Origin of the sequence: Pseudomonas sp. GM_Psu_1, assembly GCF_026544185.1 — a bacterium.
In the GTDB taxonomy this organism is placed as follows: domain Bacteria; phylum Pseudomonadota; class Gammaproteobacteria; order Pseudomonadales; family Pseudomonadaceae; genus Chryseomonas; species Chryseomonas oryzihabitans.
The window spans coordinates 78,775-105,615 of record NZ_JALNUX010000014.1 but is presented as its reverse complement, the minus strand read 5'-3'; the positions used below and the strand labels follow the sequence as shown (position 1 = coordinate 105,615).

The 26,841-nt window shown below is 67.6% G+C and carries 24 protein-coding genes; 16 read left to right on the top strand and 8 right to left on the bottom strand.

Annotation, left to right across the window (positions count from 1 at the left end; translation table 11 throughout):
- Positions 1 to 343 precede the first annotated feature (343 nt).
- The 3 genes from amn to OXS31_RS20110 all read right to left on the bottom strand — a co-directional run bounded on the left by amn (position 344) and on the right by OXS31_RS20110 (position 5,362).
- The gene (gene amn, locus OXS31_RS20120) at positions 344 to 1,816 is read right to left on the bottom strand and encodes an AMP nucleosidase (protein WP_042136257.1); all 1,473 of its coding nucleotides are present in this window, start codon (positions 1,814 to 1,816) and stop codon (positions 344 to 346) included.
- A gap of 70 nt (positions 1,817 to 1,886) precedes the next feature.
- On the bottom strand, positions 1,887 to 3,632 hold the full coding sequence (locus OXS31_RS20115) for an ABC transporter transmembrane domain-containing protein (RefSeq protein WP_074583848.1): 1,746 nt from the start codon (positions 3,630 to 3,632) through the stop codon (positions 1,887 to 1,889).
- Positions 3,629 to 5,362 carry an ABC transporter transmembrane domain-containing protein gene (locus OXS31_RS20110; RefSeq protein WP_027597182.1) on the bottom strand — a complete coding sequence of 578 codons (1,734 nt, stop codon included), beginning with the start codon at positions 5,360 to 5,362 and terminating at the stop codon, positions 3,629 to 3,631. Before OXS31_RS20110 ends, OXS31_RS20115 begins: the two co-directional genes overlap by 4 nt.
- 179 nt (positions 5,363 to 5,541) lie before the next feature.
- On the opposite strand from OXS31_RS20110, the gene OXS31_RS20105 reads away from it, so the two are divergent.
- The 4 genes from OXS31_RS20105 to OXS31_RS20090 all read left to right on the top strand — a co-directional run bounded on the left by OXS31_RS20105 (position 5,542) and on the right by OXS31_RS20090 (position 9,015).
- Complete coding sequence (locus OXS31_RS20105) at positions 5,542 to 6,339, top strand: hydroxymethylpyrimidine/phosphomethylpyrimidine kinase (RefSeq protein ID WP_042136259.1); 798 nt, start codon at positions 5,542 to 5,544, stop codon at positions 6,337 to 6,339.
- Entirely contained in the window at positions 6,336 to 6,965 is a 630-nt protein-coding gene (gene thiE / locus OXS31_RS20100; protein ID WP_115945859.1) for a thiamine phosphate synthase, read from the top strand. The genes OXS31_RS20105 and thiE overlap by 4 nt, the downstream gene beginning before the upstream one ends.
- Positions 6,966 to 6,985: 20 nt before the next feature.
- The gene (hemL, locus tag OXS31_RS20095) at positions 6,986 to 8,272 is read left to right on the top strand and encodes a glutamate-1-semialdehyde 2,1-aminomutase (RefSeq protein ID WP_027597184.1); all 1,287 of its coding nucleotides are present in this window, start codon (positions 6,986 to 6,988) and stop codon (positions 8,270 to 8,272) included.
- Positions 8,273 to 8,469: 197 nt separating this feature from the next.
- A complete protein-coding gene (locus OXS31_RS20090) occupies positions 8,470 to 9,015 on the top strand; it encodes a tetratricopeptide repeat protein (RefSeq protein WP_267401500.1) in 546 nt (181 codons plus the stop codon).
- Positions 9,016 to 9,027: 12 nt separating this feature from the next.
- Here the strand turns inward: OXS31_RS20090 and OXS31_RS20085 are convergent, their stop codons facing one another.
- On the bottom strand, positions 9,028 to 9,363 hold the full coding sequence (locus OXS31_RS20085) for a DUF1820 family protein (protein ID WP_007159644.1): 336 nt from the start codon (positions 9,361 to 9,363) through the stop codon (positions 9,028 to 9,030).
- Between the two features lie 65 nt (positions 9,364 to 9,428).
- Positions 9,429 to 10,352, bottom strand: a complete 924-nt coding sequence (locus OXS31_RS20080) for a LysR family transcriptional regulator (protein ID WP_267401499.1) — start codon at positions 10,350 to 10,352, stop codon at positions 9,429 to 9,431.
- Between the two features lie 119 nt (positions 10,353 to 10,471).
- Here OXS31_RS20080 and OXS31_RS20075 point away from each other — a divergent pair, with 119 nt between their 5' ends.
- The 6 genes from OXS31_RS20075 to lnt all read left to right on the top strand — a co-directional run bounded on the left by OXS31_RS20075 (position 10,472) and on the right by lnt (position 16,536).
- Positions 10,472 to 10,876: a RidA family protein gene (locus tag OXS31_RS20075; RefSeq protein WP_267401498.1), complete on the top strand. Its 405-nt coding sequence runs from the start codon at positions 10,472 to 10,474 to the stop codon at positions 10,874 to 10,876.
- Between the two features lie 86 nt (positions 10,877 to 10,962).
- On the top strand, positions 10,963 to 12,336 hold the full coding sequence (miaB, locus tag OXS31_RS20070; RefSeq protein ID WP_144955955.1) for a tRNA (N6-isopentenyl adenosine(37)-C2)-methylthiotransferase MiaB: 1,374 nt from the start codon (positions 10,963 to 10,965) through the stop codon (positions 12,334 to 12,336).
- Positions 12,337 to 12,436: 100 nt separating this feature from the next.
- Positions 12,437 to 13,453: a PhoH family protein gene (locus OXS31_RS20065; RefSeq protein ID WP_027597188.1), complete on the top strand. Its 1,017-nt coding sequence runs from the start codon at positions 12,437 to 12,439 to the stop codon at positions 13,451 to 13,453.
- Positions 13,443 to 13,898 (top strand): rRNA maturation RNase YbeY, encoded by a 456-nt coding sequence (gene ybeY, locus OXS31_RS20060; protein WP_027602488.1) that lies wholly within the window; start codon positions 13,443 to 13,445, stop codon positions 13,896 to 13,898. Before OXS31_RS20065 ends, ybeY begins: the two co-directional genes overlap by 11 nt.
- Positions 13,899 to 13,905: 7 nt before the next feature.
- Positions 13,906 to 14,742, top strand: a complete 837-nt coding sequence (locus tag OXS31_RS20055; protein WP_007159650.1) for a transporter associated domain-containing protein — start codon at positions 13,906 to 13,908, stop codon at positions 14,740 to 14,742.
- A 246-nt stretch (positions 14,743 to 14,988) separates the two neighbouring features.
- Complete coding sequence (gene lnt / locus OXS31_RS20050; RefSeq protein ID WP_074583854.1) at positions 14,989 to 16,536, top strand: apolipoprotein N-acyltransferase; 1,548 nt, start codon at positions 14,989 to 14,991, stop codon at positions 16,534 to 16,536.
- Between the two features lie 7 nt (positions 16,537 to 16,543).
- Here the strand turns inward: lnt and OXS31_RS20045 are convergent, their stop codons facing one another.
- Together OXS31_RS20045 and OXS31_RS20040 are read right to left on the bottom strand one after the other, a co-directional pair.
- A complete protein-coding gene (locus OXS31_RS20045; protein WP_027602485.1) occupies positions 16,544 to 17,305 on the bottom strand; it encodes a YdcF family protein in 762 nt (253 codons plus the stop codon).
- Between the two features lie 41 nt (positions 17,306 to 17,346).
- Complete coding sequence (locus OXS31_RS20040) at positions 17,347 to 17,670, bottom strand: hypothetical protein (protein ID WP_244898774.1); 324 nt, start codon at positions 17,668 to 17,670, stop codon at positions 17,347 to 17,349.
- A gap of 177 nt (positions 17,671 to 17,847) precedes the next feature.
- On the opposite strand from OXS31_RS20040, the gene leuS reads away from it, so the two are divergent.
- The 6 genes from leuS to pgm all read left to right on the top strand — a co-directional run bounded on the left by leuS (position 17,848) and on the right by pgm (position 25,707).
- Positions 17,848 to 20,511 (top strand): leucine--tRNA ligase, encoded by a 2,664-nt coding sequence (gene leuS, locus OXS31_RS20035; RefSeq protein ID WP_027602483.1) that lies wholly within the window; start codon positions 17,848 to 17,850, stop codon positions 20,509 to 20,511.
- A gap of 25 nt (positions 20,512 to 20,536) precedes the next feature.
- Entirely contained in the window at positions 20,537 to 21,151 is a 615-nt protein-coding gene (gene lptE / locus OXS31_RS20030; RefSeq protein WP_027597194.1) for an LPS assembly lipoprotein LptE, read from the top strand.
- A 48-nt stretch (positions 21,152 to 21,199) separates the two neighbouring features.
- Positions 21,200 to 22,237, top strand: a complete 1,038-nt coding sequence (holA, locus tag OXS31_RS20025; protein WP_267401497.1) for a DNA polymerase III subunit delta — start codon at positions 21,200 to 21,202, stop codon at positions 22,235 to 22,237.
- 88 nt (positions 22,238 to 22,325) lie between these two features.
- Positions 22,326 to 22,487, top strand: coding sequence for an alternative ribosome rescue factor ArfA (arfA, locus tag OXS31_RS20020; RefSeq protein ID WP_007159657.1), 162 nt, complete (start codon positions 22,326 to 22,328; stop codon positions 22,485 to 22,487).
- A 73-nt stretch (positions 22,488 to 22,560) separates the two neighbouring features.
- Positions 22,561 to 23,883 (top strand): lytic murein transglycosylase, encoded by a 1,323-nt coding sequence (locus tag OXS31_RS20015; protein ID WP_042136280.1) that lies wholly within the window; start codon positions 22,561 to 22,563, stop codon positions 23,881 to 23,883.
- 159 nt (positions 23,884 to 24,042) lie between these two features.
- The gene (gene pgm, locus OXS31_RS20010) at positions 24,043 to 25,707 is read left to right on the top strand and encodes a phosphoglucomutase (alpha-D-glucose-1,6-bisphosphate-dependent) (protein WP_267401496.1); all 1,665 of its coding nucleotides are present in this window, start codon (positions 24,043 to 24,045) and stop codon (positions 25,705 to 25,707) included.
- A gap of 134 nt (positions 25,708 to 25,841) precedes the next feature.
- Here the strand turns inward: pgm and lipA are convergent, their stop codons facing one another.
- The gene (gene lipA, locus OXS31_RS20005; RefSeq protein ID WP_267401495.1) at positions 25,842 to 26,840 is read right to left on the bottom strand and encodes a lipoyl synthase; all 999 of its coding nucleotides are present in this window, start codon (positions 26,838 to 26,840) and stop codon (positions 25,842 to 25,844) included.
- Position 26,841 lies beyond the last annotated feature (1 nt).

The following is a 26,841-nucleotide window of genomic DNA, read 5'->3' as shown; positions in this document are numbered from 1 at the left end:
TTTCCACGCGGGGAATCAAGAGGCCGGACAGCGCCATCGTCGGGCTTTGACGGTGGCGCTGGGCGATCGCGGCCATGGGCCGCTCCTACAGGCACGAAAGCAACCGTAGCATCGGCCGCATTGGCGGACCGCCATGATCGCGATCAGTCCCTTGCCACCGTAGCGTGGAAAACGGCGCAGCCTTTTCCACCGAGACTTTCGGTGCCGAGGCGTGCCCTCACCCCAGCCCTCTCCCAGAGGGAGAGGGGGCCATCCGCGCGACTCTGGACCAATCGAGCTGGGTCTTATCGCCTTCGTAGGTTGGGTTGAGCGCAGCGAAGCCCAACAGGCCCAACCCCAACCCTTACCGGAACGGCGGCTCGTCGAAGCTGCGCAGCTTACGCGAGTGCAGGGAGTCGAGCTGAGTGCGCAGCTGGTCCAGGGCAGCGATGCCGATCGCCAGGTGCTGGCTCACCGCGCGGGCATAGAAGGCGTTGGCCGAGCCCGGCAGCTTGATCTCGCTGTGCAGGGGCTTGTCGGAGACGCACAGCAGGGTGCCGTAGGGCACCCGCAGGCGATAGCCCTGGGCGGCGATGGTGCCGCTCTCCATGTCCACCGCCACGGCGCGCGCCAGGTTGATCAGCGGGCGTTCCTGGGCCCAGCGCAGCTCCCAGTTGCGGTCGTCGTAGGTCAGCACGGTGCCGGTGCGCAGGCGGCGCTTGAGCGCCTCGCCGCGTTCGCCGGTGACGCTGGCGGCGGCTTCCTGCAGCGCCACCTGCACCTCGGCCAGCGCCGGGATGGGGATGTGCGGCGGCACCACGCGGTCGAGGATGCCGTCGCGTCTCATGTAGGCGTGGGCCAGCACATAGTCGCCGATGGTCTGCGACTGCCGCAGGCCGCCACAGTGGCCGATCATCAGCCAGCAGTGCGGACGCAGCACCGCCAGGTGGTCGGTGATGTTCTTGGCGTTGGACGGGCCGACGCCGATATTGACCAGGGTGACGCCATGGCCGTCGCTGGCGATCAGGTGGTAGGCCGGCATCTGGAAGCGATGCCAGGCGATGGCGGCGATGACCGCCTGGGCCTCGGTCGGGTCCATGTCGCGTTCGATGATGACGTTGCCCGGCAGCACCAGGCGCTCGAAGCGCGGATCGCTGCGCAGCTGTTCGAGGCCGTGCTGGATGAACTGGTCGACGTAGCGATGGTAGTTGGTCAGCAGGATCCAGGGCTGCACGTGGCGCCAGTCGCTGCCGGTGTAGTGGACGATGCGACGCAGCGAGAAGTCGGTACGGGCGGCGTCGAACAGCGCCAATGGCAGCGGATCGATGCGCTCCCAGTCGTAGTGGCCGTCGGCGATGTCGTCGTGGGCGGCGGAGAGATCGGTGCTGGGAAAGACCCGCGCCAGCTCGGCGGCGGTCACGCCACTGCCGGCCAGTTCGTCGCCCTGCTCCACCACATAGGGATAGGGGATGTCCTGGCGACTGCGACCGATCTCGACCTGGACGTCATAGTCGCGCATCAGCGGTTCGAGCTGTTCCAGCAGATAGCCGCGAAAGGCCGCCGGATGGGTCACGGTGGCCACATAGGTGCCGGGCAGCTGGATCTTGGCGTAGGCGCGGGTGGTGGCCGGCGGCACGCCGGGGGCGCGATAGCGGATGCGGATCTCGGGATAGCGGAACAACTCGCGCTCGGCCGCGCTGGGCTCGACGCGATCCTTGAGATAGCGCTTGAGGGCGGCATCCAGGGCCTGGGTGGCCTCCTGATGCAGCGCCGCGAGACGGTCCACCGCCTCGCTGGCGGTGGCAACGACGGTGAAATCCTCGGGTACGGAGGTCATGCAAGTTTCCTTGTTGGGGCACTGCTATAGCTGACACCCTAACACCCCTGCATGACAACGGCTTCCCCCGCTAAAGCGTCTTTTCCCCCTGGGCGTGCTGCTCCCACAGGCGCCGATAGTGGCCGTCAGGCCGCTGCAGCAAGGCCTCGTGACTGCCCTCCTCCACCTTGCGCCCATCGCGCAGCACCAGGATGCGATCGGCATGGCGGATGGTGGAGAGCCGGTGCGCCACCACGATCAGGGTGACCTGGCCGCGCAACTCGTCCAGCGCCCCCTGCAGCCGTGCCTCGGTGGCGCTGTCGATGCTGGCGGTGGCCTCGTCGAGCAAGAGCACCTTGGGTTCGCGCAAAAGCGCCCGCGCCAGCGCCAGCAGCTGCCGCTCGCCAGTGGACAGGGTGAAGCCGCGCTCGCCCAGCAGGGTATCCAGGCCCTCCGGCAGACGCGCCACCAGGTCGTCCAGGTGGGCGGCGGCCAGGGCTTCGCGCAGTCGCGCGTCCGGCACCTGGCTGCCGAGCAAGAGGTTGTCCCTCAGGCTGCTGGAGCGGATGAAGGGTTCCTGGGGCACGCTGGCCAGGGCCGCGCCCAGCACCTCCGGGGTCAGGCTGCCCAGCTCGCGGCCGTCCAGGCAGAGGTGGCCGCCGGTGACCGGCTGCAGCCCGGCGAGCAGGTCGAGCAGGGTCGACTTGCCGCTGCCGGTGGGCCCGACGATACCGAGAAAGGTGCCCGGAGGGATGTCCAGATCGATGCCGTGCAGGGTGTCGTGCCCGGCGCCGGCATGGCGGAAGCGCACGGCGTCGAGGTGGAAGTGCGCGGTCGCGATGGGCCGGTCATCTTCGCCGCTCAGCGCCGGCTTCTCTTCCAGCAGGTGCAGCAACCGGGTGCCGGCCACCGTGGCCTGCTGGAACAGGTTGAATCTCTGGGTGATGTCCATCAGCGGCTCGGTCACCCGCCCCAGGTAGGTGACGAAGGCATAGAGCACGCCAATCTCGGCGCCGCCCTGCAGATGGCCCATCCCGTAGACCAGCAGCAGCACCGCCAGCACCGCCACGCTGACCAGATCCAGTGCCGAACGCAGCAGGAGCCCGGAGACGCGAATGGTGCGCATGCGGGCGCCGTACTGCGCCTGGTTGAGCCGCTGGAAATCCTGGCGGAAGCGCTCGGTCTGGTTGAAGGCCTGCAACAGGCCCATGCCGCCGATGGCCTCGCCCAGGCGGGCGCTCTGCTCGGCGCGCAGCATCCTGACCTCCATGGCCGCCGCCCCGCTGTATCGCTGATAGGCCCAGACGATCAGCATGGCCGCCGGGATCAGCAGCACGGCGATGGCCATCAGCCGTACGTCGAGCAGGGCCATGGCTACCAGGATGCCGATCAGCAGCACGATGTTGCCGACCATGTTGCCGAGAAAGGCCACATAGAGTTCACGCAGGGCGTCGGTGTCGTTGGTGACCCGCGCCACCAGTTCGCCGGTGGCGGTGCGGTCATGGAAGCTCTGCGGCAGGCTCAGCACGTGGCGGAACAGCCGGCGCCGCTGCAGGAGCACCACGTCCATGGCGATCTCGGCGAATCTGAGCGATTGCAGGTAGCGACCGTAGGCGGCCAGGCCCTGGGAGACCACATAGGCCGCCACCAGGCCCACCAGCGGCCAGAGCCGCAGGTCGTGGGGCACCAGGTAGTTGTCCAGGTAGTGCTTGGTCAGCCAGGGCCCCAGCACATCGAACAGGGTCGCCATGACCAGGATCGCCAGGGTGCCGGCCAGCTTGCGCGGATTGGCCAGTACCGGCTTGAGCAGCAGCGAGAGCACGCGCGTCTTGGTCATTGGCTGGCCTCCTCCGCCTGCTGCAGGGTCCAGAGTCGGGCATAGAGGCCACCGGCGGCGAGCAGCTCGGCGTGCCGGCCCCGCTCCACCAGGCTGCCCTGGTCGAGCACTATGATCTCGTCGGCCTGCTGCACGGCGGAGAGCCGGTGGCTGACGATCAGGGTGGTACGCCCCTGCAGCCCGGCCAGCGTCTTCAGCAGGCGGGCTTCGGTGGCGGTATCCACCGCCGAGAGGGTGTCGTCCAGCAGCAGGATGGGCGCCGGCGAGAGCAGCGCCCGGGCCAGGGCCACCCGCTGGCGCTGGCCACCGGAAAGGGTCAGGCCGCGCTCGCCCACCGGGGTGTCCAGGCCTTGCGGCAAGGCCGCCAGGTCGGTGCCGAAGGCGGCGGCGTCCAGGGCTTCGCGGATCTCCCCGGCGGTGGCGTCGGGACGACTGAGGGCGACGTTCTCGCCCAGGGTGCGGGCGAACAGGAAGGGATCCTGGGGCACATAGGCGAACTGGGCGCGCAGATCGCCCAGGCGATACTCCTCCAGCGGCACCCCGCCCAGGCGGATGCAGCCCTGCTCCAGCGGGAATTGGCGCAAGAGCAGGCGCAGCAGGGTGCTCTTGCCGCTGCCGGTGGCGCCGACGATGCCCAGGGTATCGCCAGCGGGCAGGTCGATGACCACGTCCTGCAAGGCCGGCTGGCGCGCCTGGGGATAGGTGAAGGCCGGGATGTAGACCGACAGATCGGCCTGGTCCGGTGGCGTCTGGGTGCCCTCGTCGCGGATGCGCTCGGTGACGGCGAACACCTCTTCCAGCCTACGCGCTCCAGCCTCACCACGCTGCAAGAGGTTGAAGCACCAGCCAATGGCGAACATCGGCCAGATCAGCTGCACCAGATAGAGGCTGAAGCTGGTCAGCTGGCCGAGGGTGATATGGCCGTCGAGATAGCGCCAGCTGCCCATGACCAGGGTCAGCAGGGTGGCGAGACTCAGGGCGACAAAGATGATCGGCTCGTAGCGCGCCTCGGTGCGCTGCACCTGGTAGTCGGCCTTGGCCACGCTGCGGGCGCGGGCGTCGAAGTCGTCCAGCTCGGCTTCGATCAGGGCGTGCTGGCGCAGCATGCGCAGACCGCTCAAGGCTTCCTGGGTACGGTCGTTGAGGGCGGAAAAGCCGGCCAGCGCCAGGCCGAAGCGCTGCTGCACCCGCCGCGCCACGCGATAGAAGCCCCAGGCCATGAAGGGAAAGGGCAACAGCGCCAGGGCGGCCAGGGGCGCGTCGATGCCGATGAACATGGCCAGCAGCACCAGCAGCAGGGTCAGCATGCCGTCGAAACTGGCCAGCACCCCTTCGCCGGCGGCCGTCTCCACGGCGTCGATGTCCTGGGTGGCGCGGGCCAGCAGATCACCGGTGCGACTGGACTGGAAGAACCCGGGATCCAGCCGCGCCAGCTTGGCGAAGAAGGCGTCGCGCAATTCCACCCCGACCTGGTAGGAGGTGCCGAACAGCCGCACCCGCCACTGATAGCGGAGCACATAGAGGCCACAGCCGACCGCCACGATCAGGGCGACGCGCCAGAGCAGCCCGGTCTGATCCAGCTCGCCGGCGCGCAGGGCGTCGATGGCCTTGCCGATCCACCAGGGCAGGGTCAGGTTGAGCAGGCCGACACCCAGCAGGCAGAGGATGGCAGTCCCGTAGGCACGCCGTTGGCGCAGGAAGAAATCACGCAACAACCGCCACAACGCCATAGAACCGCCTTACCCGAGCAAAGGTGCAGTATATCGGCTACCCAACCGGCAGCGGAGTTCCTTCGTCCCGATGCGGGTCCCATGTCAACGGGTGGCGCGGGGCGCGAGGTCGTTGTAGGGTGCCACTCCCTGCGGCGCCCGACCGCTGCGCCCCTTTTTCCTTTGCTAGGCTGACGTCCATGACCCTCGAACCCCAACGTCCCGTCGTCCTCTGCCTGTCCGGCCACGATCCGAGTGGCGGCGCCGGCCTGCAGGCCGACATCGAAGCCCTGCTCGCCCAGGGTTGCCATGCCGCCCCGGCGGTCACTGCCCTGACCGTGCAGGACACCGTCGACGTGCGCGACTTCCGGGTGCTGGATCGCGAGTGGGTGCTGGCCCAGGCCCGGGCGATCATCGCCGATCTGCCGGTGGCGGCGGTCAAGCTGGGCATGCTCGGTTCGGTGGAGATGGTCGAGACGGTGCTGGAGATCATGGAAGCCCTGCCCGGCGTACCCCTGGTCTGCGATCCGGTGCTGCGCGCCGGTGGCGGCGGCGCCCTGGGCAAGGACGAGGTCGGCTATGCCATCCGCGAACGGCTGCTGCCACGCGCCACCATCGCCACCCCCAACCTGCCCGAGGCACGCATCCTCGCCGAGTTGCCCGAGGGCACCCCGGAGCAGTGCGCCGAGCGCCTGCTGCCCTTCTGCGCCCACCTGCTGATCACCGGCGGCCATGGCGAGGAACACGAGGTGCACAACCGCCTTTATGACCGTGCCGGTGGCTGCGAGACCCACGTCTGCCAGCGCCTGCCCGGCAGCTACCACGGCTCCGGCTGCACCCTGGCCAGTACCCTGGCCGGGCGCCTGGCTCTGGGCGAAGCCCTGCCCAGCGCGGTGCGCAGCGCTCTGGACTACACCTGGCGCACCCTGAGGGACGCCGAGCGCCCCGGTCGCGGCCAGTACGTGCCGCGCCGCCTGCCACTGGACTTCTGTTCATGAGCCCCTTGCGCGGCCTCTATGCCATCACCGACAGCGCCCTGCTCGCCGAGGGTCGCCTGCTGCCCTATGTGGAGGCAGCCTTGCAAGGCGGGGCCCGGCTGGTGCAGTACCGCGACAAGTCCGGGGACGCCAGTCGCCGCCAGGACGAAGCCGCCGCCCTGGCCGACCTCTGCCGCCAGCACGGTGCCCAGCTGATCATCAATGACGACCTCGCCCTGGCCCGCCGGCTGGGCGTCGGCCTGCACCTGGGCCAGGAAGACGGCTCCCTGGCCGCGGCCCGCGCCGACCTGGGGGCGGACGCTGTTCTTGGCGGTACCTGCCACGCCAGCCTGGAACTGGCCGAGGCCGCGGCCCAAGCCGGCGTCAGCTACCTGGCCTTTGGCCGCTTCTTCGCCTCCAGTACCAAGCCGGATGCCCCGCCGGCGCCCCTGGATTTGCTCGACCAGGCCCGCAGCCGCTTCGCCTTGCCGGTCTGCGCCATCGGCGGTGTCACCCTGGACAATGCCCCGCTTCTGCTCGACCACGGCGTCGATCTGCTCGCCGTCGTCCACAGCCTGTTTTCCGCCGCCAGCGCGGGCGAGGTGGAGCGCCGCGCGCGCGCCTTCGCCCAGCTGTTCGCGGCCTGATCTCATTCAAGGAGACCCCTATGTCCCGCTCCGCGCAACTCTTCGACCAGGCCCAGCGCCACATCCCCGGCGGCGTCAACTCGCCGGTCCGCGCCTTCAAGAGCGTCGGCGGCACGCCGCTGTTCTTCAAGCACGCCCAGGGCGCCTACATCGTCGACGAGGATGACAAGCGCTATGTCGACTACGTCGGTTCCTGGGGTCCGATGATTCTCGGCCACAGCCATCCGGACGTGCTCGACGCGGTGCGCCGCCAGCTGGAACACGGCCTCTCCTATGGCGCCCCGACCGCCCTGGAAACCACCATGGCCGACCTCATCTGCGAGCTCGTGCCGTCCATGGAAATGGTGCGCATGGTCAGCTCCGGCACCGAAGCCACCATGAGCGCCATCCGCCTGGCGCGCGGTTACACCGGGCGCGACACCATCATCAAGTTCGAGGGCTGCTACCACGGCCACTCCGACAGCCTGCTGGTCAAGGCCGGCTCCGGCGCCCTGACCCTGGGCGTGCCCAGCTCCCCCGGCGTGCCGGCGGCCTTCGCCCAGCACACCCTGACCCTGGCCTACAACGACCTGGGCGAGGTGGAAGAAACCCTGGCCAAGGTCGGCGACCAGATCGCCTGCATCATCGTCGAGCCGGTGGCCGGCAACATGAATTGCGTGCCGCCGGCGCCGGGCTTCCTGGAAGGATTGCGTAGCCTCTGCGACCAGTACGGCGTGGTGCTGATCTTCGATGAGGTCATGACCGGCTTCCGCGTCGCCCTGGGCGGCGCCCAGGCGCACTACGGCATCCGCCCCGACCTCACCACCTTCGGCAAGATCGTCGGCGGCGGCATGCCGGTGGGCTGCTTTGGCGGCAAGCGCGAGATCATGGAAAAGATCGCCCCGCTCGGCCCGGTCTACCAGGCCGGTACCCTGTCGGGCAATCCGCTGGCCATGGCCGCCGGCCTCACCACCCTGCAGCTGATCCGCCGCCCCGGCTTCCATGCCGAGCTGACCGACTACACCACGCGCATGCTGCAGGGCCTGCAGGATCGCGCCGATGCCGCCGGCGTGCCCTTCGTCACCACTCAGGCGGGCGGGATGTTCGGTCTCTACTTCAGCGGCGCCGAAGACATCGTCACCTTCAGCGATGTCATGGCCAGCGACAGCGAGAGATTCAAGCGCTTCTTCCACCTGATGCTGGACGGTGGCGTCTACCTGGCACCCAGCGCCTTCGAGGCCGGCTTCACCTCCATCGCCCATGGCGACGAGGAATTGCGCATCACCCTGGACGCCGCCGAGCGCGCCTTCGCCACCTTCAAGGACTAGGTGTCATTCGTCTCGCTTGCGGAACCTCTCTGCCCTGCCGGCCTCACACCTAGTTGAGTGGCCGGCGTCACAGGTAAAAAAGTTCCGCCGTTGCGCGTAAAGGTTTTGAAAGCGTGCGTCGGCTTGACCCATAATGAGACGTCGGCGCGTTTCGCCGACCGGGTTCTCCGAACCTGCCTCGCTTGTGGAGGCGCTTCATGCACCGCGCTGGTCGTACCCTGTGCGCAGCCCTAATCCTGATGCCCCTGGTCGCCCTGGCCGGAGGCAATTCGCTGCTCGTCCCCAGCACCAGCCGTTGCAACCTGAATCTGGCCAACGAAGCCCTGGCGCAGGCGATCGCCCGTTGTCAGCAGATTGCCCACGACGGCGATTCCCAGGCACAGTACGAACTCGGTGACTTCTACTACGAAGGCAAGCAGACGCCCAAGGACCTGAACCAGGCGCGTCAGTGGTTCGAGCAGGCCTCGCTAAAGGGCAATGCCGATGCGCAGAATCGCCTCGGCAACATGTTCTTTCGCGGCGAGGGCGTACCGCCCAACAACATCCAGGCCTACATCGTGCTGAAGATGGCCGCCATCAATGGCAACGACGAAGCCATGGACACCGCCGACCTGGTCAGCGCCCAGATGCGCCGGGACGAGCTGGAGATGGCCACCCAGGTGCTGGGGCAGATCTTCCGCGACTATCTGCAGGACATGCAGACCGCGGGCAACCTCAATCCCTTCCAGCCGTCGCAGAACTGACTGCGAGCCCGGTCAGGGCTTGTCGGGCATGGGCATGGGAAACGGCATGACATTGGTGCCGCCCTTGGCTTCGCTGATCTTGGGCTGGCCCAGGCGCTCCACCTCGTCGATGCGGATGATCGAGTGCATGGGCACGAAGCTGCGCACCACGCCTTCGAATTGCGCCTTGAGCTTTTCCTCGCTCGGATCCACCACCACCTGGGTGCGTTCGCCGAACACCAGCTCCTCGATCTCCAGGAAGCCCCAGAGATCGCTCTGGAAGATCTGCTTGGCGTAGATCTCGAAGACCTGACCCTGGTTGACGAAGATGACCTTGTAGATGGCCGGCTTGCTGGGGGATGAGCTCATGGTGGACGCGGGGTTCGCCGAGAAAAAAGGGGGCGGCGAGCATAGCATGTCGCCCCCGGCTGCCGTCAGGGCTCGCCCGGGGTTTCCAGCCAGGCCCGCTCGGCCACCAGGGCCGTCACCCAGTCGATGAAGACCCGCAACTTGGCGCTGACGTGACGGTTGGGCGCGAAGGCCAGATACAGCGGCATGGGGGCCACCCGCCAGTCCGCGAACAGCCTGACCAGTTCGCCGCGGGCGACAGACTCCGCCGCCAGATAGTGCGGCAGGCAGACCACGCCGAGCCCGGCCTGCCCCGCGGCCAGGCAGGCATTGCCGTCGTCCACTTCCAGACGGTGCCGGCTCTGCAATTCCAGGCGCTCGTCCCCGCGCCGCAGGGCATAGGGAAAGCCCTTGCCCGCCCCCCAGAGGAACCGCACCACCCGGTGCGGCGCCTCGGCCAGTTCGGCGGGATGAAGCGGCACACCCTGGGCGGCGAGATAGGCCGGCGCGGCATAGCACCCCAGTTGCAGCGCCCCGAGCGGTCGGGCCACCAGATACTGCTCGCGGATGCGCCCGCCGCGGATCACGCAATCGACGTTGTCGCCGATCAGATCCACCTGGCGATCGCTGACGCCCAGTTCGAGCTGGATGTCCGGATAGCGCTGGAAGAAGTCCGGCAGGGCCGGGATCAGGATCAGCCGCGCCAACGGACTGGGCACGTCTACCCGCAGGCGGCCACGGGGCGTGCGGGTGGCCACCGAAAGCCCCGTCTCGGCATCGTCCACCGCCGCCAGCACGCCCAGGCAGCGGTCGTAGTAGGCGGCGCCGTCGGCGGTGACCTGCACCTGCCGGGTGGTGCGATTGAGCAGGCGCACCTGCAGGTGCGCTTCCAGCTGCTGCACCTGCTGGGTGACGCGGGTGCGGCTGCTGCCGAGGGTCTCGGCCGCGCGGGTGAAGCTGCCGGCTTCCACCACCCGCACGAAGGTCTGCATCGCGGCGAACAGATCCATGCCGATTCCTCACCAGGAGATTGTTTGGATTGTACAAACAATGCTGACCGCCGGGCCGGGTTTATCCCCTGGCGGACGACGCCTAAGGTGGCCCCACCCATCCCCACCGGAGCCCCACCATGACCCGCGACGTCGTCTTTCCCGCCCAGCGCCACGCCCTCTACGAACAGCACCGCTATTCGCCGGCCATCCGTTCCAACGGCTTTCTCTTCGTGTCCGGGCAGGTCGGCAGCCGCGCCGATGGCTCGCCCGAGCCGGAGCTGGAAGATCAGGTCCGCCTGGCCTTCGCCAATCTCGACGCCGTCCTCGCCGCGGCCGGCGCTTCCTTTGCCGACGTGGTGGACGTCACCCTGTTCATGGTCGATGCCGAAGCCAGCTTCGCACGCATCTGGCCGGTACTGCTGGAGCACTGGGGCACGGCGCCCTACCCCACGGTGACCGCGGTCGGCGCCACCTGGCTGGCCGGCTTTCGCTTCGAGATCAAGGTCATCGCCCGGTTGCCGGAGGGCGCTGCCCAGGCCTAGACCGACCGCCTTCCGGGCGGCTCTTCCCCGTCCGGAAGGCCATCATTATAATGCGCGGTCCACTCGCCACCGACTCCCTGCCGCGCATGTCCAAGAAGCTCTATATCGAAACCCATGGCTGCCAGATGAACGAATACGATTCGTCGCGCATGGTCGACCTGCTCGGCGAACGGGAGCCGCTGGAAGTCACCCAGAATCCGGCCGAGGCCGACGTCATCCTGCTCAACACCTGCTCGATCCGCGAGAAGGCGCAGGAAAAGGTGTTTTCCCAGCTCGGTCGCTGGCGCGAACTCAAGCTGGAGAATCCCGACCTGGTGATCGGCGTCGGCGGTTGCGTGGCCAGCCAGGAAGGCGCCGCCATCCGTGATCGCGCGCCCTATGTCGACGTGGTCTTCGGGCCGCAGACCCTGCATCGCCTGCCGGAAATGATCGACGCCGCACGCACCACCCGGGCGCCCCAGGTGGACATCTCCTTCCCCGAGATCGAGAAGTTCGACCGCCTGCCCGAGCCGCGCATCGACGGCCCCAGCGCCTTCGTCTCCATCATGGAAGGCTGCAGCAAGTACTGCACCTTCTGCGTGGTCCCCTATACCCGCGGTGAAGAGGTCAGCCGGCCGCTGGACGACGTCCTTGCCGAGATCATCCACCTCGCCGAACACGGCGTGCGCGAGGTGACCCTGCTGGGCCAGAACGTCAACGGCTATCGCGGCGCTACCGGCGACGGCCGCATCGCCGACTTCGCCGAGCTGCTCTATGTGGTGGCGGCGGTGGACGGCATCGACCGCATCCGCTACACCACCTCGCACCCGCTGGAATTCTCCGACGCCCTGATCCAGGCCCACGCCGAGATCCCGGAACTGGTGAAATTCGTCCACCTGCCGGTGCAGGCCGGTTCCGATCGCATCCTGGCGGCCATGAAGCGCAACCACACGGCGCTGGAGTACAAGTCGCGCATCCGCAAGCTCAAGGCGGCGGTGCCCGACATCTGCATCAGCTCGGACTTCATCGTCGGCTTCCCCGGCGAGACCGAGAAGGACTTCGAGCAGACCATGAAACTGATCGAGGACGTCGGTTTCGACTTCTCCTTCTCCTTCATCTACAGCGCCCGCCCCGGCACCCCGGCGGCGGACCTGGTCGACGACACCCCCGACGAACTCAAGAAGCAGCGCCTGCAGATCCTGCAGACGCGCATCCACCAGCAGGGCTTCGAGATCAGCCGGCGCATGGCTGGCAGCGTCCAGACCATCCTGGTGAGCGACTTCTCCAAGCGCGATCCCGGCATGCTGCAGGGCCGCACCGAGAACAATCGAATCGTCAACTTCCGCTGCAGCGACGCCAGCCTGATCGGCCAGTTCGTCCAGGTGCACATCGACGAGGCCCTGCCGCACTCCCTGCGCGGCACCCTGCTGGCCCCCGTCGCCAGCGGTGCGCGCCCGCCCGTCGCCGTCGCGCTGGCCTGATGGATGGTCGCACGCGCCCTTTGCCAAGGGCGCGACGCAGGTTACTCTCAAGCTACGTCAAGTTTTCGTAAAGCCAATCCAAAGGGTTTCCCAGCACACCTTGAATACCCCCCAGACGCTCCAGCATTTCACCCTCGAACCCTTCGATGCCGACCGTTTCGCCAACCTGTGCGGCCAGCTCGATGAAAATCTGCGCCAGATCGAAGGCCGTCTCGGCATCGAGATCCGCAATCGCGGCAACCAGTTCGAACTGGTCGGCGATCCCGAGCGCACCCGCGCGGCCCAGAACCTCCTGCAGCGCCTCTACCGCGAGACCGCCAGCGGCACCGCGGTGGCCCCGGAACTGGTGCACCTCTATCTGCAGGAATCCGGTCTGGAAGCCCTGCAGCAAGAGCACCGCGGCGGCGGCGACACCAGCGTGGCCCTGCGCACCAAGAAGGGCATGATCCGCCCGCGCGGCGCCAACCAGCAGCGCTACGTCAAGTCGATCCTCGATCACGACATCAACTTCGGCATAGGCCCGGCCGGTACCGGCAAGACCTATCTGGCCGTGGCCTGCGCCGTGGACGCCCTGGAGCGCGAGCAGATCCGCCGCATCCTGCTGGTGCGCCCGGCGGTGGAAGCCGGCGAGAAGCTCGGCTTCCTGCCCGGCGACCTGGCGCAGAAGATCGACCCCTATCTGCGCCCGCTGTACGACGCCCTCTACGAGATGCTCGGCTTCGAGCAGGTGGCCAAGCTCATCGAGCGCCAGGTCATCGAGGTCGCGCCGCTGGCCTACATGCGTGGCCGCACCCTCAACAATAGCTTCATCATTCTCGACGAAAGTCAGAACACCACCCTCGAGCAGATGAAGATGTTCCTGACCCGGATCGGTTTCGGTTCCACCGCGGTGATCACCGGTGACGTCACCCAGGTCGACCTGCCGCGCGGCACCAAGTCGGGTCTCAAGCACGTCATCGAGGTCCTGCGCGACGTGCCCGGCATCGGCTTCACCCACTTCGAGTCCAAGGACGTGGTGCGCCACCCGCTGGTGCAGCGCATCGTCGAGGCCTACGACCGCTTCGAGGCGCTGCAGGACAAGCCGCGCGCTCACGGAGAGGATCGCCATGGCGATTGAGCTGGACGTCCAGGTCGCCAGCGAGGCGGCCGACCTCCCCGAGGAGCCGGACTTACGTCGCTGGTGTGAACTGGCCCTGCGCGCCCGCCAGGGCGATTCGGAACTCACCATCCGCCTGGTGGACGAAGACGAAGGCCGCGAGCTCAACCGCACCTGGCGGCACAAGGACTACGCCACCAACGTGCTGTCCTTTCCGGCCGACGTGCCGGACGAATTCCTCGATATCCCCCTGCTCGGCGATCTGGTGATCTGCGCCCCCGTGGTGGCGCGCGAAGCCGCCGAGCAAGGCAAGCCCGCCAAGGCGCACTGGGCGCATCTGGTCATCCATGGCTGCCTGCACCTGCTCGGCTACGATCATCTGGAGGATGACGAAGCCGAGGAGATGGAAGAACTGGAACGCCAATTGCTCGCTGAACTGGGCTACCCCGATCCCTACGGTGAATGACACACACATGAACGAAGATCGATCAGGCACTGGGCATCGTTCCTGGCTGGAACGCATCGTCCAGGCCTTTGCCCATGAACCCAAGAGTCGCCAGGAACTGCTGGAACTGCTGCGCGAGGCGCATGAGAACAAGGTGCTCGACAGCGAAGCCCTGTCCATCGTCGAGGGCGCCATCTCGGTGGCCGACCTGCAGGTACGCGACATCATGGTGCCGCGCTCGCAGATCATCAGCATCCGCGCCCACCAGACCCCGGCGGAATTCCTGCCGGCGGTGATCGAGGCCGCCCACTCCCGCTACCCGGTGATCGGCGATGGCCCCGACGACGTCCTCGGCCTGCTGCTGGCCAAGGACCTGCTGCCGCTGCTGCTCGACCACGAGCGCACCTTCGACCTCAAGGCGGTGCTGCGCCCGGCCACCTTCGTGCCCGAGTCCAAGCGGCTCAACGTGCTGCTGCGGGAATTCCGTTCGACCCACAGCCACATGGCCATCGTGGTGGACGAATACGGTGGCGTCGCCGGCCTGGTCACCATCGAGGACGTGCTCGAGCAGATCGTCGGCGAGATCGAGGACGAGCACGACGTGGAGGAAGAGAGCTTCATCAAGTCGCTGCCCAATGGCGACTTCGTGGTCAAGGCGCTCACCCCCATCGAGACCCTCAACGAAACCCTGGAAACCCGTTTCGCCGATGCCGAGGCCGACACCGCCGGTGGCCTGGTGATGAATCGCCTGGGCCACCTGCCCAAGCGCAACGAGGAAACGGTGATCGACGACTTCCGCTTCCGCGTGCTCAACGCCGACGGCCGCCGCATCCACCTGCTGCGCGTGACCCCGGTCAATCGATAGCGCCCTTACCCCCTTTCCCTCTGGGAGAGGGCTGGGATGAGGGCCAAGCGCTCTATCCATTCAATCGCGGCCATGGCGGTCCGCCGATGCAGACGCTCCTACCATCCCGTAGGAGCGGCCCATGGCCGCGATAGCTTCTCCCCTCTCCCGACTGCGACCTGCCTCGCTCTCCCCCGCACACGCCTTTGGCACTCCCCCGCGGCGGCGAGTAAGCTTGCGCAGCCTCGATCGGACCAAGGATTTTCGATGCGCTGGATCTCTCAACCCGGCTGGAAGGGCAACCTTCTGGCGCTCTTCGCTGGTGCCCTCACGCCCCTGGCGCTGGCCCCCTTCAACATCTGGCCGCTGGCGCTGCTGTCCGCCGCCCTCTTCTACCTGGGCCTCAAGGGTCTCGGTGTCTGGCGCGCCCTGCTGCGTGGCTGGTGCTACGGCTTCGGCGCCTTTCTCGCCGGCACCAGCTGGATCTACGTCAGCATCCACACCTATGGCGCCGCGCCGGTACCCCTGGCGCTGTTTCTCACCGTGGGCTTCTGCGCCGGTATCGCGCTGTTCTTCGCCCTGCCGGCCGCGCTCTGGGCGCTGTGCCTGAGACGCAACCAGGCGCCCCTGGGCGACGCCCTCACCTTTGCCGGCCTCTGGTTCGCCCTGGAACTGTTCCGCAGCTGGGCGCTGACCGGCTTTCCCTGGCTGCTGCTCGGCTACAGCCAGCTCAACGGCCCCCTGCAGGGCCTGGCGCCGCTGGGTGGCGTCTGGCTGATCTCCGCCGCGCTGGCCTTTACCGCGGCGCTGCTGGTCAACGCCCCGCGCCTGATCATGCGGCCGCTCGCCCTGGTCGCGGGCCTGGTGCTGGTGGCCCTGCCCTGGGTGGCCGGCGACGTCTTCAAGGGCCAGGTCTGGACGCAACCCGCCGGCGCGCCGCTCAAGGTCGCCGGGGTCCAGGGCAACATCGCCCAGGAACTCAAGTGGAATCCCGACCACGCCCGCGCCACCCTGGCGCTCTATCGTGACCGCACCGCCGAGCAGACCGATGCCGACCTCGTGGTCTGGCCAGAAAACGCCATTCCCGTGCTGCGCGAATACGTCAGTGACTTCCTCGCCGCCGAAGGCGCCCAGGTGGCGGCCCATGGCGGCGCCCTGGTGACCGGCCTGCCGGCGCGGGAACGCGACGCCGACGGCGATTCGCGCTATTTCAACAGCATCACCGCGGTCGGCAACGGCTCGGGCACCTACTACAAGCAGAAGCTGGTGCCCTTTGGCGAATACGTGCCGCTGCAGGACTACTTGCGCGGCCTGATCGGCTTCTTCGACCTGCCCATGTCCGACTTCGTCCGTGGTCCCGAGCAGCAGGAACCGCTGCTGGTGAAGGGCTATCGCGTGGCGCCCTACATCTGCTACGAGGTGGTCTATCCGGAATTCGTCGCCAGCATGGCGGCCCAGAGTCAGCTGCTGCTCACCATCAGCAACGACACCTGGTTCGGCAAGTCCATCGGACCGCAACAGCACCTGCAGATGGCGCAGATGCGCGCCCTGGAAAGCGGGCGCTGGCTGGTACGGGTCACCAACGACGGCATTACCGCCCTGGTCGATCCCTTCGGTCGCATCAGCCGGCAGATCCCGGCCTTCGAGGTCGGCGTGCTGCAGGGCACCGTGGTGCCCATGGACGGCCTGACGCCCTATCTGCACTACCGCCTCTGGCCGCTGGGGATCTTTTCCGCCCTGGTGCTGCTCTGGGGTCTGCTAATGCGTCGGCAGGATCGCCCGGAAGAGACGCCGCTGGTGGTCACCCAGAGCTAGGCGCGCGTCAGCGATAGGCGAGCGGATAGAGAAGTAGTCCGGCAGCCTCGTTGAGCAACTGGGCGGTCTGCTCGACCGCCTTGGCTTCCGGTAGCCAGCCACCGAAGGGCCGGGCATTGACGACGCCGATGAAGCCCATGGGCGCGGCCACCACGGCGAAGCCCTGCCGTTCGAAACACCAGCGCGAACGAGCCATGTGATAGGCCTGGGTCACCAGCACCACCCGCTTGACCCCGGCCTCGCGCAGCAGCGGCGCACTCAGGGTGGCGTTTTCCCAGGTGGTGCGACTGCCCCCTTCCTGCCAGCGCACCGGCACCCCCAGGTCGCGTTCCATCACCTCGGTCATCAGCGCCGCCTCGCTCAGTGGACGGTCATGGGGCGAGCCCCCGGTGATCAGCACCGGCAGGCCGCTGGCCTTGGCCAGTCGCGCCGCATAGCGCAGCCGCTCCACCGCCAGGTGGCTGGCGGCATCGCCCGCCCAGCCCGGATCGTCCACTTCGCGACCGGCGCCCAGCACCACGATGGCGTCGGCCTGCTGCGCAAGGTCCGCCCAGCGCACCTCGGGCAGCGCGGCATCGCGCTCCAGCAGGCGCCCACCCGTTTCCACCACGACCGGCAGGGTGCTGGCCCAGAGCCCCAGCAGCCCGCCCAGGAAGCAGACCAGCCCCAGGCGCGGATAGCGACGACGCAACCACCAGCCCAGCAACAGGAGCAGCAGCAGGCCGCCCGGTGGCAGCAGCAGTTGCTTGAAGAAATAGCGCAGACCCATGGTCCCTCCGGTCGGGGGCGACCTCCGGGTCGCGGCGGCGCCTAGTGTAGGGGAGCGCCGACCGGGGCAGAAGGACTCTCGACCAGCAGTCGTCGGCCCTGACACCGCGGGCAGAAGGCACCCGCCGGCTGGACCCGGCCACAGCCCAGGCAGCAGGCCATGGCGGCGTCGGTCGCCTGATGGCGCGCCAGCCAGCGCTTGACCAGGGCATATTCGGCCGGACTCAGGCCCTGCACCTCGACTTCCTCATCGGCTTTGTCATAGAGGCGCTCCTGGGTAGCCGCCTCATCCAGCGCCAGCGCCAGGCGCCGTTGCAGGCGCACGTCGACGGGCAGCTTTTCGGACTCGCGTCGAAACTTTCCCATGATGGCGATCATCCTCCCGAATAATTGAACGGACGTTTGAACAGCCTAGTACGGCCCTTCCAACCCTGCCTCCCCCGGAGTGCGAAACAAGCGGCGGACCGGGACATTTCCCCGCGCTCGGGGGGTCATGTATGCTTGGCGGCTCGATCAAACGCCTCTGCAGCCCTCGACACGCCCATGCACGAACACTATCAGCCCCGCGAAATAGAAGCCGCCGCCCAGTCCTTCTGGGACCAGAATCTGTCCTTCAAGGCCACCATGCGCCCGGGCCAGGAGAAGTTCTACTGCCTGTCGATGTTCCCCTACCCCAGCGGCAAGCTGCACATGGGGCACGTGCGCAACTACACCATCGGCGACGTCATCGCCCGCTACCAGCGGATGCTGGGCAAGAACGTCCTGCAGCCCATGGGCTGGGACGCCTTCGGCATGCCCGCGGAAAACGCCGCCATGAAGAACGGCGTGGCCCCCGCCAAGTGGACCTACGAGAACATCGCCTACATGAAGTCCCAGCTGCAGAGCCTGGGTCTGGCGATCGACTGGTCCCGCGAGGTCACCACCTGCAAGCCCGACTACTATCGCTGGGAGCAGTGGCTGTTCACCCAGTTGTTCGAGAAGGGCATCATCTACCGCAAGAACGGCACGGTGAACTGGGACCCGGTGGACCAGACCGTCCTGGCCAACGAGCAGGTCATCGACGGCCGCGGCTGGCGCAGCGGTGCGCTGATCGAGAAGCGCGAGATCCCCATGTACTACTTCCGCATCACCGACTATGCGGAAGAGCTGCTGACCTCCCTCGACGGCCTGCCCGGCTGGCCAGAGCAGGTCAAGACCATGCAGCGCAACTGGATCGGCAAGTCCCGCGGCATGGAGGTGCAATTCCCCTATGACCAGGACAGCATCGGCGCCGAAGGTACCCTGAAGGTCTTCACCACCCGCCCCGACACCCTGCTCGGCGCCACCTATGTCGCCGTGGCCGCGGAACACCCGCTGGCCACCCAGGCCGCCCAGGGCAATGCCGAGCTGCAGGCCTTCATCGACGAGTGCAAGCGCGGCGGCGTCGCCGAAGCCGACATCGCCACCCAGGAGAAGAAGGGCCTGGACACCGGCCTGTTCGTCCGTCATCCGCTGACCGACGCCCGCCTGCCGGTATGGGTCGCCAACTATGTGCTGATGCACTACGGCGACGGCGCGGTCATGGCCGTGCCCGGTCACGACGAGCGTGACTTCGAATTCGCCAACAAGTACCAGTTGCCCATCGTCCAGGTGGTGGATACCGCCGAGGCCACCCAGGTGCTGGCCAATCCGGACGACTACAGCCCCGAGGAATACGAGCGCTACCAGTTCGACCCGGTGCAGTGGAAGGACTGGTACGGCAGCAAGGAAGGCTTCCTGATCAATTCCGGTGCCTACGACAACCTCGCCTACGACGCCGCCTTCGACGCCATCGGCGCCGATCTGCAGGCCAAGGGCCTGGGCCAGCCGCGCACCCAGTTCCGCCTGCGCGACTGGGGCATCAGCCGCCAGCGCTACTGGGGCTGCCCGATCCCCATCATCCACGGCGACGATGGCGTCGATATTCCGGTGCCGGCCGACCTGCTGCCGGTGGTGCTGCCCGAGGACGTGGTGCCGGACGGCGCCGGCTCGCCGCTGGCGCGCATGCCGGAATTCTACGAGACCGTCGATCCGCGCAACGGCCAGCCGGCCCGTCGCGAAACCGACACCATGGACACCTTCGTCGAAAGCTCCTGGTACTTCGCCCGCTATGCCTCGCCGAATTTCACCGGCGGCATGCTGGACAAGGAAGAAGCCAACTACTGGCTGCCCGTCGACCAGTACATCGGCGGCATCGAGCACGCCATCCTGCACCTGCTCTACTCGCGCTTCTTCCACAAGCTGATGCGCGACCAGGGCCTGATCGATTCCGACGAGCCCTTCGAGAATCTGCTGACCCAGGGCATGGTGGTGGCCGAGACCTACTACCGCACCAATCCCAACGGCAGCAAGGACTGGTTCAACCCGGCCGATGTCGAGGTGGAACGCGACGCCAAGGCCAAGGTGATCGGGGCGCGCCTGAAGAGCGACGGCCAGCCGGTGGAAATCGGTGGCGTCGAGAAGATGTCCAAGTCGAAGAACAACGGCGTCGATCCCCAGGCGATGATCGACCAGTACGGCGCCGACACCTGCCGCCTGTTCATGATGTTCGCCTCGCCGCCGGACATGAGCCTGGAGTGGTCCGATTCCGGCGTCGAGGGTGCGAGCCGCTTCCTGCGCCGCGTCTGGCGTCTGGCCCAGGCCCACGTGAGCCAGGGCCTGCCGACTGCCGGCGCCCTCGGCGAGCTGTCGCCCGCCCAGAAGGACGTCCGCCGTGCCATCCACCTGGCCATCCGCCAGGCCAGCCAGGATATCGGTCAGCATCACAAGTTCAACACCGCCATCGCCGCGGTCATGACCCTGATGAACGTGCTGGAAAAGGCCGCCCAGGACAGCGACACCGATCGCCGTCTGCTGCAGGAAGGCCTGGAGGCCGTCACCCTGCTGCTGGCGCCCATCACCCCGCACATCGCCCACGGTCTCTGGCAGCAACTGGGCCACAGCGACGCGGTCATCGACGCCCGCTGGCCGCAGGTGGACGAGAGCGCCCTGGTGCAGGACAGCCTGCAGATCGTCATCCAGGTGAACGGCAAGCTGCGCGGCCAGATCGAAGTACCGGCCGATGCCAGTCGCGAGGCCATCGAGGCCGCCGCCCGCGCCAACGAGAACGTGGCACGCTTCACCGAGGGTCTGACCATCCGCAAGGTCGTCGTGGTCCCGGGTAAACTGGTCAACATCGTCGCCAACTAAGACACGCGAACGGAGCAGACAACAGATGAAGAAACGGATTCTCCCCGGCCTTGCGGTAGTCGGCCTGGCGACACTGCTGACCGCCTGCGGCTTCCAGCTGCGTGGCACCGGCGAAACCCGCCTGAGCCTCACCGAGCTGAACCTGACGGCGCGCGACGCCTATGGTCAGACCGTCAAGGACGTCCGCGACATGCTGGACGACGCCCATGTGCGGGTCACCTCGGGCGCGCCCTACACCCTGGATCTGGGCGGCGAAGCCCAGAGCGAGCGCACCGCCAGCTACACCAGTGGCGCCCGCAGTGCCGAGGTCGAGCTGACCACCCGTCAGCCCTACAGCATCATTGGCAAGAACCAGGCGGTGCTGGTCAGCGACTACCTGGAAACCCAGCGCTACTACGTGACCGACCAGAACAACATCGTCGGTTCCGAACAGCAGAAGGACCAGTTGCGCCGCGAAATGCGTCGCGAGCTGGTGCAACAGCTGGCCGCCCGCCTGCAGGCCGTGACGCCGGAGCGCCTGGAGAAGCTGCAGCGCGACGCCGATGCCCGTGCCGCCGCCAAGGCCGAAGCCGACCGCCGCGCCCGCGAGTCCGCCCCGCCGCAGCAGTCGCCGATCGACATCCCCACCCCCGCGCGCTAAGCGCCGCATCCGGAGCCGCAAGGCTCCGGTTTGCCCTTCCGGTTCAGCATGAAACTCAACGCCAACCAGCTCGGCAAGCAGCTCCAGGGCTCGCTGGCCGCCGTCTATGCCGTCAGCGGCGACGAGCCCCTCCTCTGTCAGGAAGCCAGCGATGCCATTCGCGGCGCGGCCCGCGCCCAGGGCTTCGACGAGCGCGAGGTCTTCGACGTCGATGCCGGTTTCGACTGGGGTCGTCTCTATGAGGCCGGTGCCAGCCTCTCGCTGTTCGCCCAGAAGCGCATCCTCGAATTGCGCCTGCCCACCGGCAAGCCGGGCGACAAGGGCACGGCCGCCCTGCTCGACTACCTGGCCCGCCCCGCCGAAGACACCCTGCTGCTGATCAGCCTGCCGCGCCTGGATGCCGCCGCCCAGAAGACCAAGTGGGCCAAGGCCCTGCTGGAGCACCCGCAGGCGCAATTCGTGCAGATCTGGCCGGTGGAGCTGGCGCAGCTGCCGCAGTGGATCAACCAGCGTCTGTCGCGCCTAGGACTGGCCGCCACCCCCGAGGCGGTCGAACTGATCGCCGAGCGGGTGGAAGGCAATCTGCTGGCCGCGGCCCAGGAGATCGAAAAGCTCCGCCTGCTCATCGAAGGCTCCCAGGTGGATGCCGAGACCGTGCGCGCCTCGGTGGCCGACAGTGCCCGCTATGACGTCTTCGGCCTGCTGGACGCCGCCCTGGCCGGCGATGCGGAACATGCCCTGCGCATCCTCGAAGGCCTGCGCGGCGAAGGCGTGGAAGCCGCCGTGGTGCTCTGGGCCCTGGCCCGGGAACTGCGCCTGCTGGCCAACCTCGCCCATCTGCAGGAAAGCGGCACGCCGCTGGAGCGCGCCTTCACCCAGGTCAAACCGCCGGTGTGGGACAAGCGGCGGCCGCTGGTTAGTAGGGCCCTGCAGCGCCAGGGTGCGCGCCGCCTGGAAGCCCTGCTGCGCGAAGCCCAGGTCGCCGACGAACAGATCAAGGGCCAGGCACCCGGCGAGGTCTGGCTGACCCTGGCCAGCCTGGCGCTGACGCTCGCCGGCAAGCGGCTGGCCCTGCCCAGGTCCTGACGCTGGCCGCGCCTTGCAATCCACGGCCCTTGCAATAGACTGGCGCGCCCCCATCAAGGGGGAGTCCCCAACCCTCGGAGCACGCACCATGGCCAAGAAATACAGCCGCGGCCCCAACAAGGCCAAGGTCCTCGTCAGCGATCCCCGATATCGCGCCCGCCAGGAAAAGCCTGCCAAGGGCAAAGGCAGCTACCGCCGCGAAGCCTTCTCGTTGCAAGACGAGAAGGCTTCGGTCTTTCTGGCCGCCTGAAACCCGCGTCCAGACGCCAGCACCCGGGCCGTGCTAAGGTGAGTCTTCCTGCCTAGACGTCCGGTGGAGACAGATGCAATTCGGGAAAACCCGCGGATTCAAGACCGGCGGCCTCCTCGCCGGAACCCTGGTCACCCTGCTGACCGCCGCCCTGGCCGCCTGCGCCCAGACTCAGACGACGCCCTCCGCGGCGCCCTCTTCACCCTCCTCGTCCAAACCCGCGCCCGCGGCCAATGCCCCCGCCTCGGCGGCCGAGGCCATGCCGCAGCCGGATGAAAGCTTCGAGCAATGGCGCAGTCGCTTTCGCACCCTGGCCCTGGGCCGGGGCATCTCGGCCGCCACCTTCGACCAGGCCTTTGCCGGCGTGCAACCCGATCCGGCAGTGATCGCCGCCGACCGCAGCCAGCCGGAATTCACCAAGCCGGTCTGGGAATACCTGGAATCCGCCGTGTCGCCGCTGCGGGTGCGCAACGGCAAGAGCCTGCTGATCCAGCAGGCCGGGCTGCTGGCCTCCCTGGAGGCCCGCTATGGCATCGAGCCGGCGCGCCTGGTGGCCTTCTGGGGCATGGAGAGCAACTACGGCAACAACATGGGCAACAAGGGCGTCATCCGCTCCCTGGCCACCCTCGCCTACGAAGGTCGCCGCCCGGACTTCGCCCAGGACCAGCTCATCGCCGCCCTCGGCATCCTGCAGCACGGCGACGTCACCGCCGACCGCATGATCGGCTCCTGGGCCGGCGCCATGGGCCAGACCCAGTTCATCCCCACCACCTACGACCAGTACGCGGTGGACTTCGACGGCGACGGTCGCCGCGACATCTGGGGCTCCACCGCCGATGCCCTGGCCTCCACCGCCAACTACCTCAAGGCCTCCGGCTGGCAGGACGGCAAGCCCTGGGGCTACGAGGTGCGGGTACCGGCTAATTTCGACTACAGCCTGGCCGACATGGGCGTGCGCAAGAGCCTGGCCGAGTGGAACGCCCTGGGCATCCAGGGCCTCGGCCTGCCGCAACCGGCCGCCCAGCCGAGCGACAGCGCCTCGCTGCTGCTGCCCGCCGGCCATCGCGGTCCGGCCTTCCTGGTGTTCAACAACTTCCGCACCATCCTCAAGTACAACAACTCCAGCTCCTATGCCCTGGGCGTGGCGTTGCTCTCGGAGCGCTATCGCGACGCCGGCCAGATCGCCGGCAGCTGGCCCACCGACGACCTGCCGCTGAGCCGCAGCGAGCGTGTGGAGCTGCAACAGCGCCTGGCCGCCCTGGGGCTCGACCCGGGCAGCGCCGACGGCATCATCGGCGCCAACACCCGCAAGGCCATCCGCGCCTACCAGCAGTCCCAGGGCTGGCCTGCCGACGGCTATCCCAACCATCAGCTGCTGGACAAGCTGCGCGGTTGATATCCCGTTCCGATCGGCGGTCTCAGCGTGCACGGATCGGCATTCTGAGGATCGCCCCTCGGGCGAACTGAGCAAACTGCGATCGCCAAGGTCGAACGCGAGTCGCGTCGCCCGGGGTACTCGAAACGCCCGGGCTCCATTCAAGCCAAGGAACCCGAGATGAGTATTGCCGCCAATGCAGGACGCCTTCCCGACGAGAACACCCTGACCCACCTGCCGCGCCTGGTGGCGCGCTACTACAGCGATCGCCCCGACCCCAGCGATCCAGGTCAGCAGGTCGCCTTTGGCACCTCCGGGCACCGCGGTTCCTCGCTCAAGGGCAGCTTCAACGAGTGGCACATCCTCGCCATCACCCAGGCCATCTGCGAATACCGCAAGGCCCAGGGCGTCGACGGCCCGCTGTTCATGGGCATGGACACCCACGCGCTGTCCGAACCGGCCTTCATCTCCGCCCTGGAAGTGCTCGCCGCCAACGGCGTGGAGGTCCGTATCGACGCCGGCTGCGCCGAAACCCACGGCGAACCGGGCTATACCCCCACCCCGGCGCTGTCCAACGCCATCCTCGAATACAACGCCGGCCGCAGCTCGGGCCTGGCCGACGGCATCGTCATCACCCCGTCGCACAATCCGCCGGCCGATGGCGGCTTCAAGTACAACCCCACCAATGGCGGCCCGGCCGACACCAACGTCACCAAGAGTATCCAGGACCGCGCCAATGCCCTGCTGGTGGCCGGTCTCGACGGCGTCAAGCGGATGGACTACCGCCAGGCGCTCAAGGCCGCCACCACCCACAAATTCGATTTCCTCGACAGCTACGTGAGCGGCCTGGGCCAGGTCATCGACCTGGACGCCATCCGCGGCTCCGGCCTGACCTTTGGCGTCGATCCCCTGGGCGGCGCCGGGGTGCACTACTGGCCGCGCATCGCCGAGCGCTATGGCCTGCCGCTGGAGGTGCTGTCCACCCGCGTCGACCAGACCTTCCGCTTCATGCGCCTGGACTGGGACGGCAAGATCCGCATGGACTGCAGCTCGCCCCACGCCATGGCCGGCCTGATCGAGAACAAGGACAGATTCGACGTGTCCTTCGCCTGCGATACCGACCATGACCGCCACGGCATCGTCGCCCGCTCGATGGGCCTGCTCAATCCCAACCACTACCTGGCGGTGGCCATCGAATACCTCTTCACCCACCGCCCGCAGTGGAGCCAGCAGGCCGGCATCGGCAAGACCCTGGTGTCCTCCTCGATGATCGACCGCGTGGCCCAGGGCATCGGCCGCCAGGTGGTGGAAGTGCCGGTAGGCTTCAAGTGGTTCGTCGACGGCCTGCTGGACGGCAGCCTGGGCTTCGGTGGCGAGGAATCCGCCGGGGCCTCCTTCCTGCGCAAGGCCGGTGGCGCCTGGTCCACCGACAAGGACGGCATCATCCTCGGCCTGCTGGCCGCGGAAATCACCGCCGTGACCGGCAAGGACCCGGGTGAGCGCTACCAGGCCCTGACCGAGCGCTTCGGCGCTCCGGTCTACCAGCGCATCGACGCCGCCGCCGACCGCGAGCAGAAGGCTCGGCTGAGCAAGCTCTCCGCCGCCCAGGTTACCGCCAAGGAGCTGGCCGGCCAGCCGATCACCGCCATTCTCACCGAGGCCCCCGGCAACGGCGCCGCCATCGGTGGCCTCAAGGTAGTCACCGAGAACGGTTGGTTCGCCGCTCGCCCCTCCGGTACCGAGGACGTCTACAAGATCTACGCCGAGAGCTTCGAGGGCGAAGCCCACCTGGGGCGTATCCAGGAAGAAGCCAAGGCGCTGGTGGACGGCGTGCTGCGCGGGTAACGGCGCTCCCCTCACCCCAACCCTCTCCCGAAGGGAGAGGGGGCTAGACGCGGATCGGAGTGGGGCTAGAGATTCCGCCTCCAACATGAAAAAGGGCAGCCACTGGGCTGCCCTTTTTCATGACGACGCCAGGATCAGTTGATCTTGGTGCCGTGCGCCTGCTGGTCGGCGTGGTAGGACGAACGTACCAGGGGACCGGAGGCGACGTTCTTGAAGCCCATCTTGGCGCCTTCCTCGGCGTACCAGGCGAAGGTATCCGGGTGGACGAAGCGCTGCACCGGCAGGTGGTTGCGCGAGGGCTGCAGGTACTGGCCGAGGGTCAGCATGTCGATCTCGTGCTCGCGCATGCGCTGCATGACCTCGATGACTTCCTCGTCGGTCTCGCCCAGGCCCAGCATCAGACCGGACTTGGTCGGCACATGGGGCACGCGCTTCTTGAAGTTCTGCAGCAGGTCCAGCGACCACTCGAAGTCCGAACCCGGGCGCGCGGCCTTGTACAGGCGCGGGACGGTCTCCAGGTTGTGGTTGAAGACATCCGGCGGCTCCTGCTCGGTGATGGCCAGAGCGACATCCATGCGACCGCGATAGTCCGGCACCAGGGTCTCCAGCTGGATGCCGGGGGTCAGCTTGCGGATCTCGCGCAGGCAGTCGACGAAGTGCTGGGCACCGCCGTCACGCAGGTCGTCGCGGTCCACCGAGGTGATCACCACGTACTTCAGACCCAGGTCGGCGATGGCCACCGCCAGGTTCTTCGGCTCGTCCACGTCCAGCGGCTTCGGCCGACCGTGGCCGACGTCGCAGAAGGGGCAGCGACGGGTGCAGATGTCACCCATGATCATGAAGGTGGCGGTGCCACCGGAGAAGCACTCGCCCAGGTTGGGGCAGGACGCCTCTTCGCAGACACTGTGCAGCTTGTGCTTGCGCAGCAGCTGCTTGATGCGCTCGACCTCGGGGGTGACCGGGATGCGCACGCGGATCCAGTCCGGCTTGCGCGGCAGCTCTTCGGTGGGAATGATCTTTACCGGGATGCGCGCGACCTTTTCGGCGCCGCGCAACTTGACGCCGGCTTCCACCTTGTTGGGGCTGGCGGGCGGGGTAAGGGTCTGGACGCTGTCTTGTACTGTAGTGGTCATG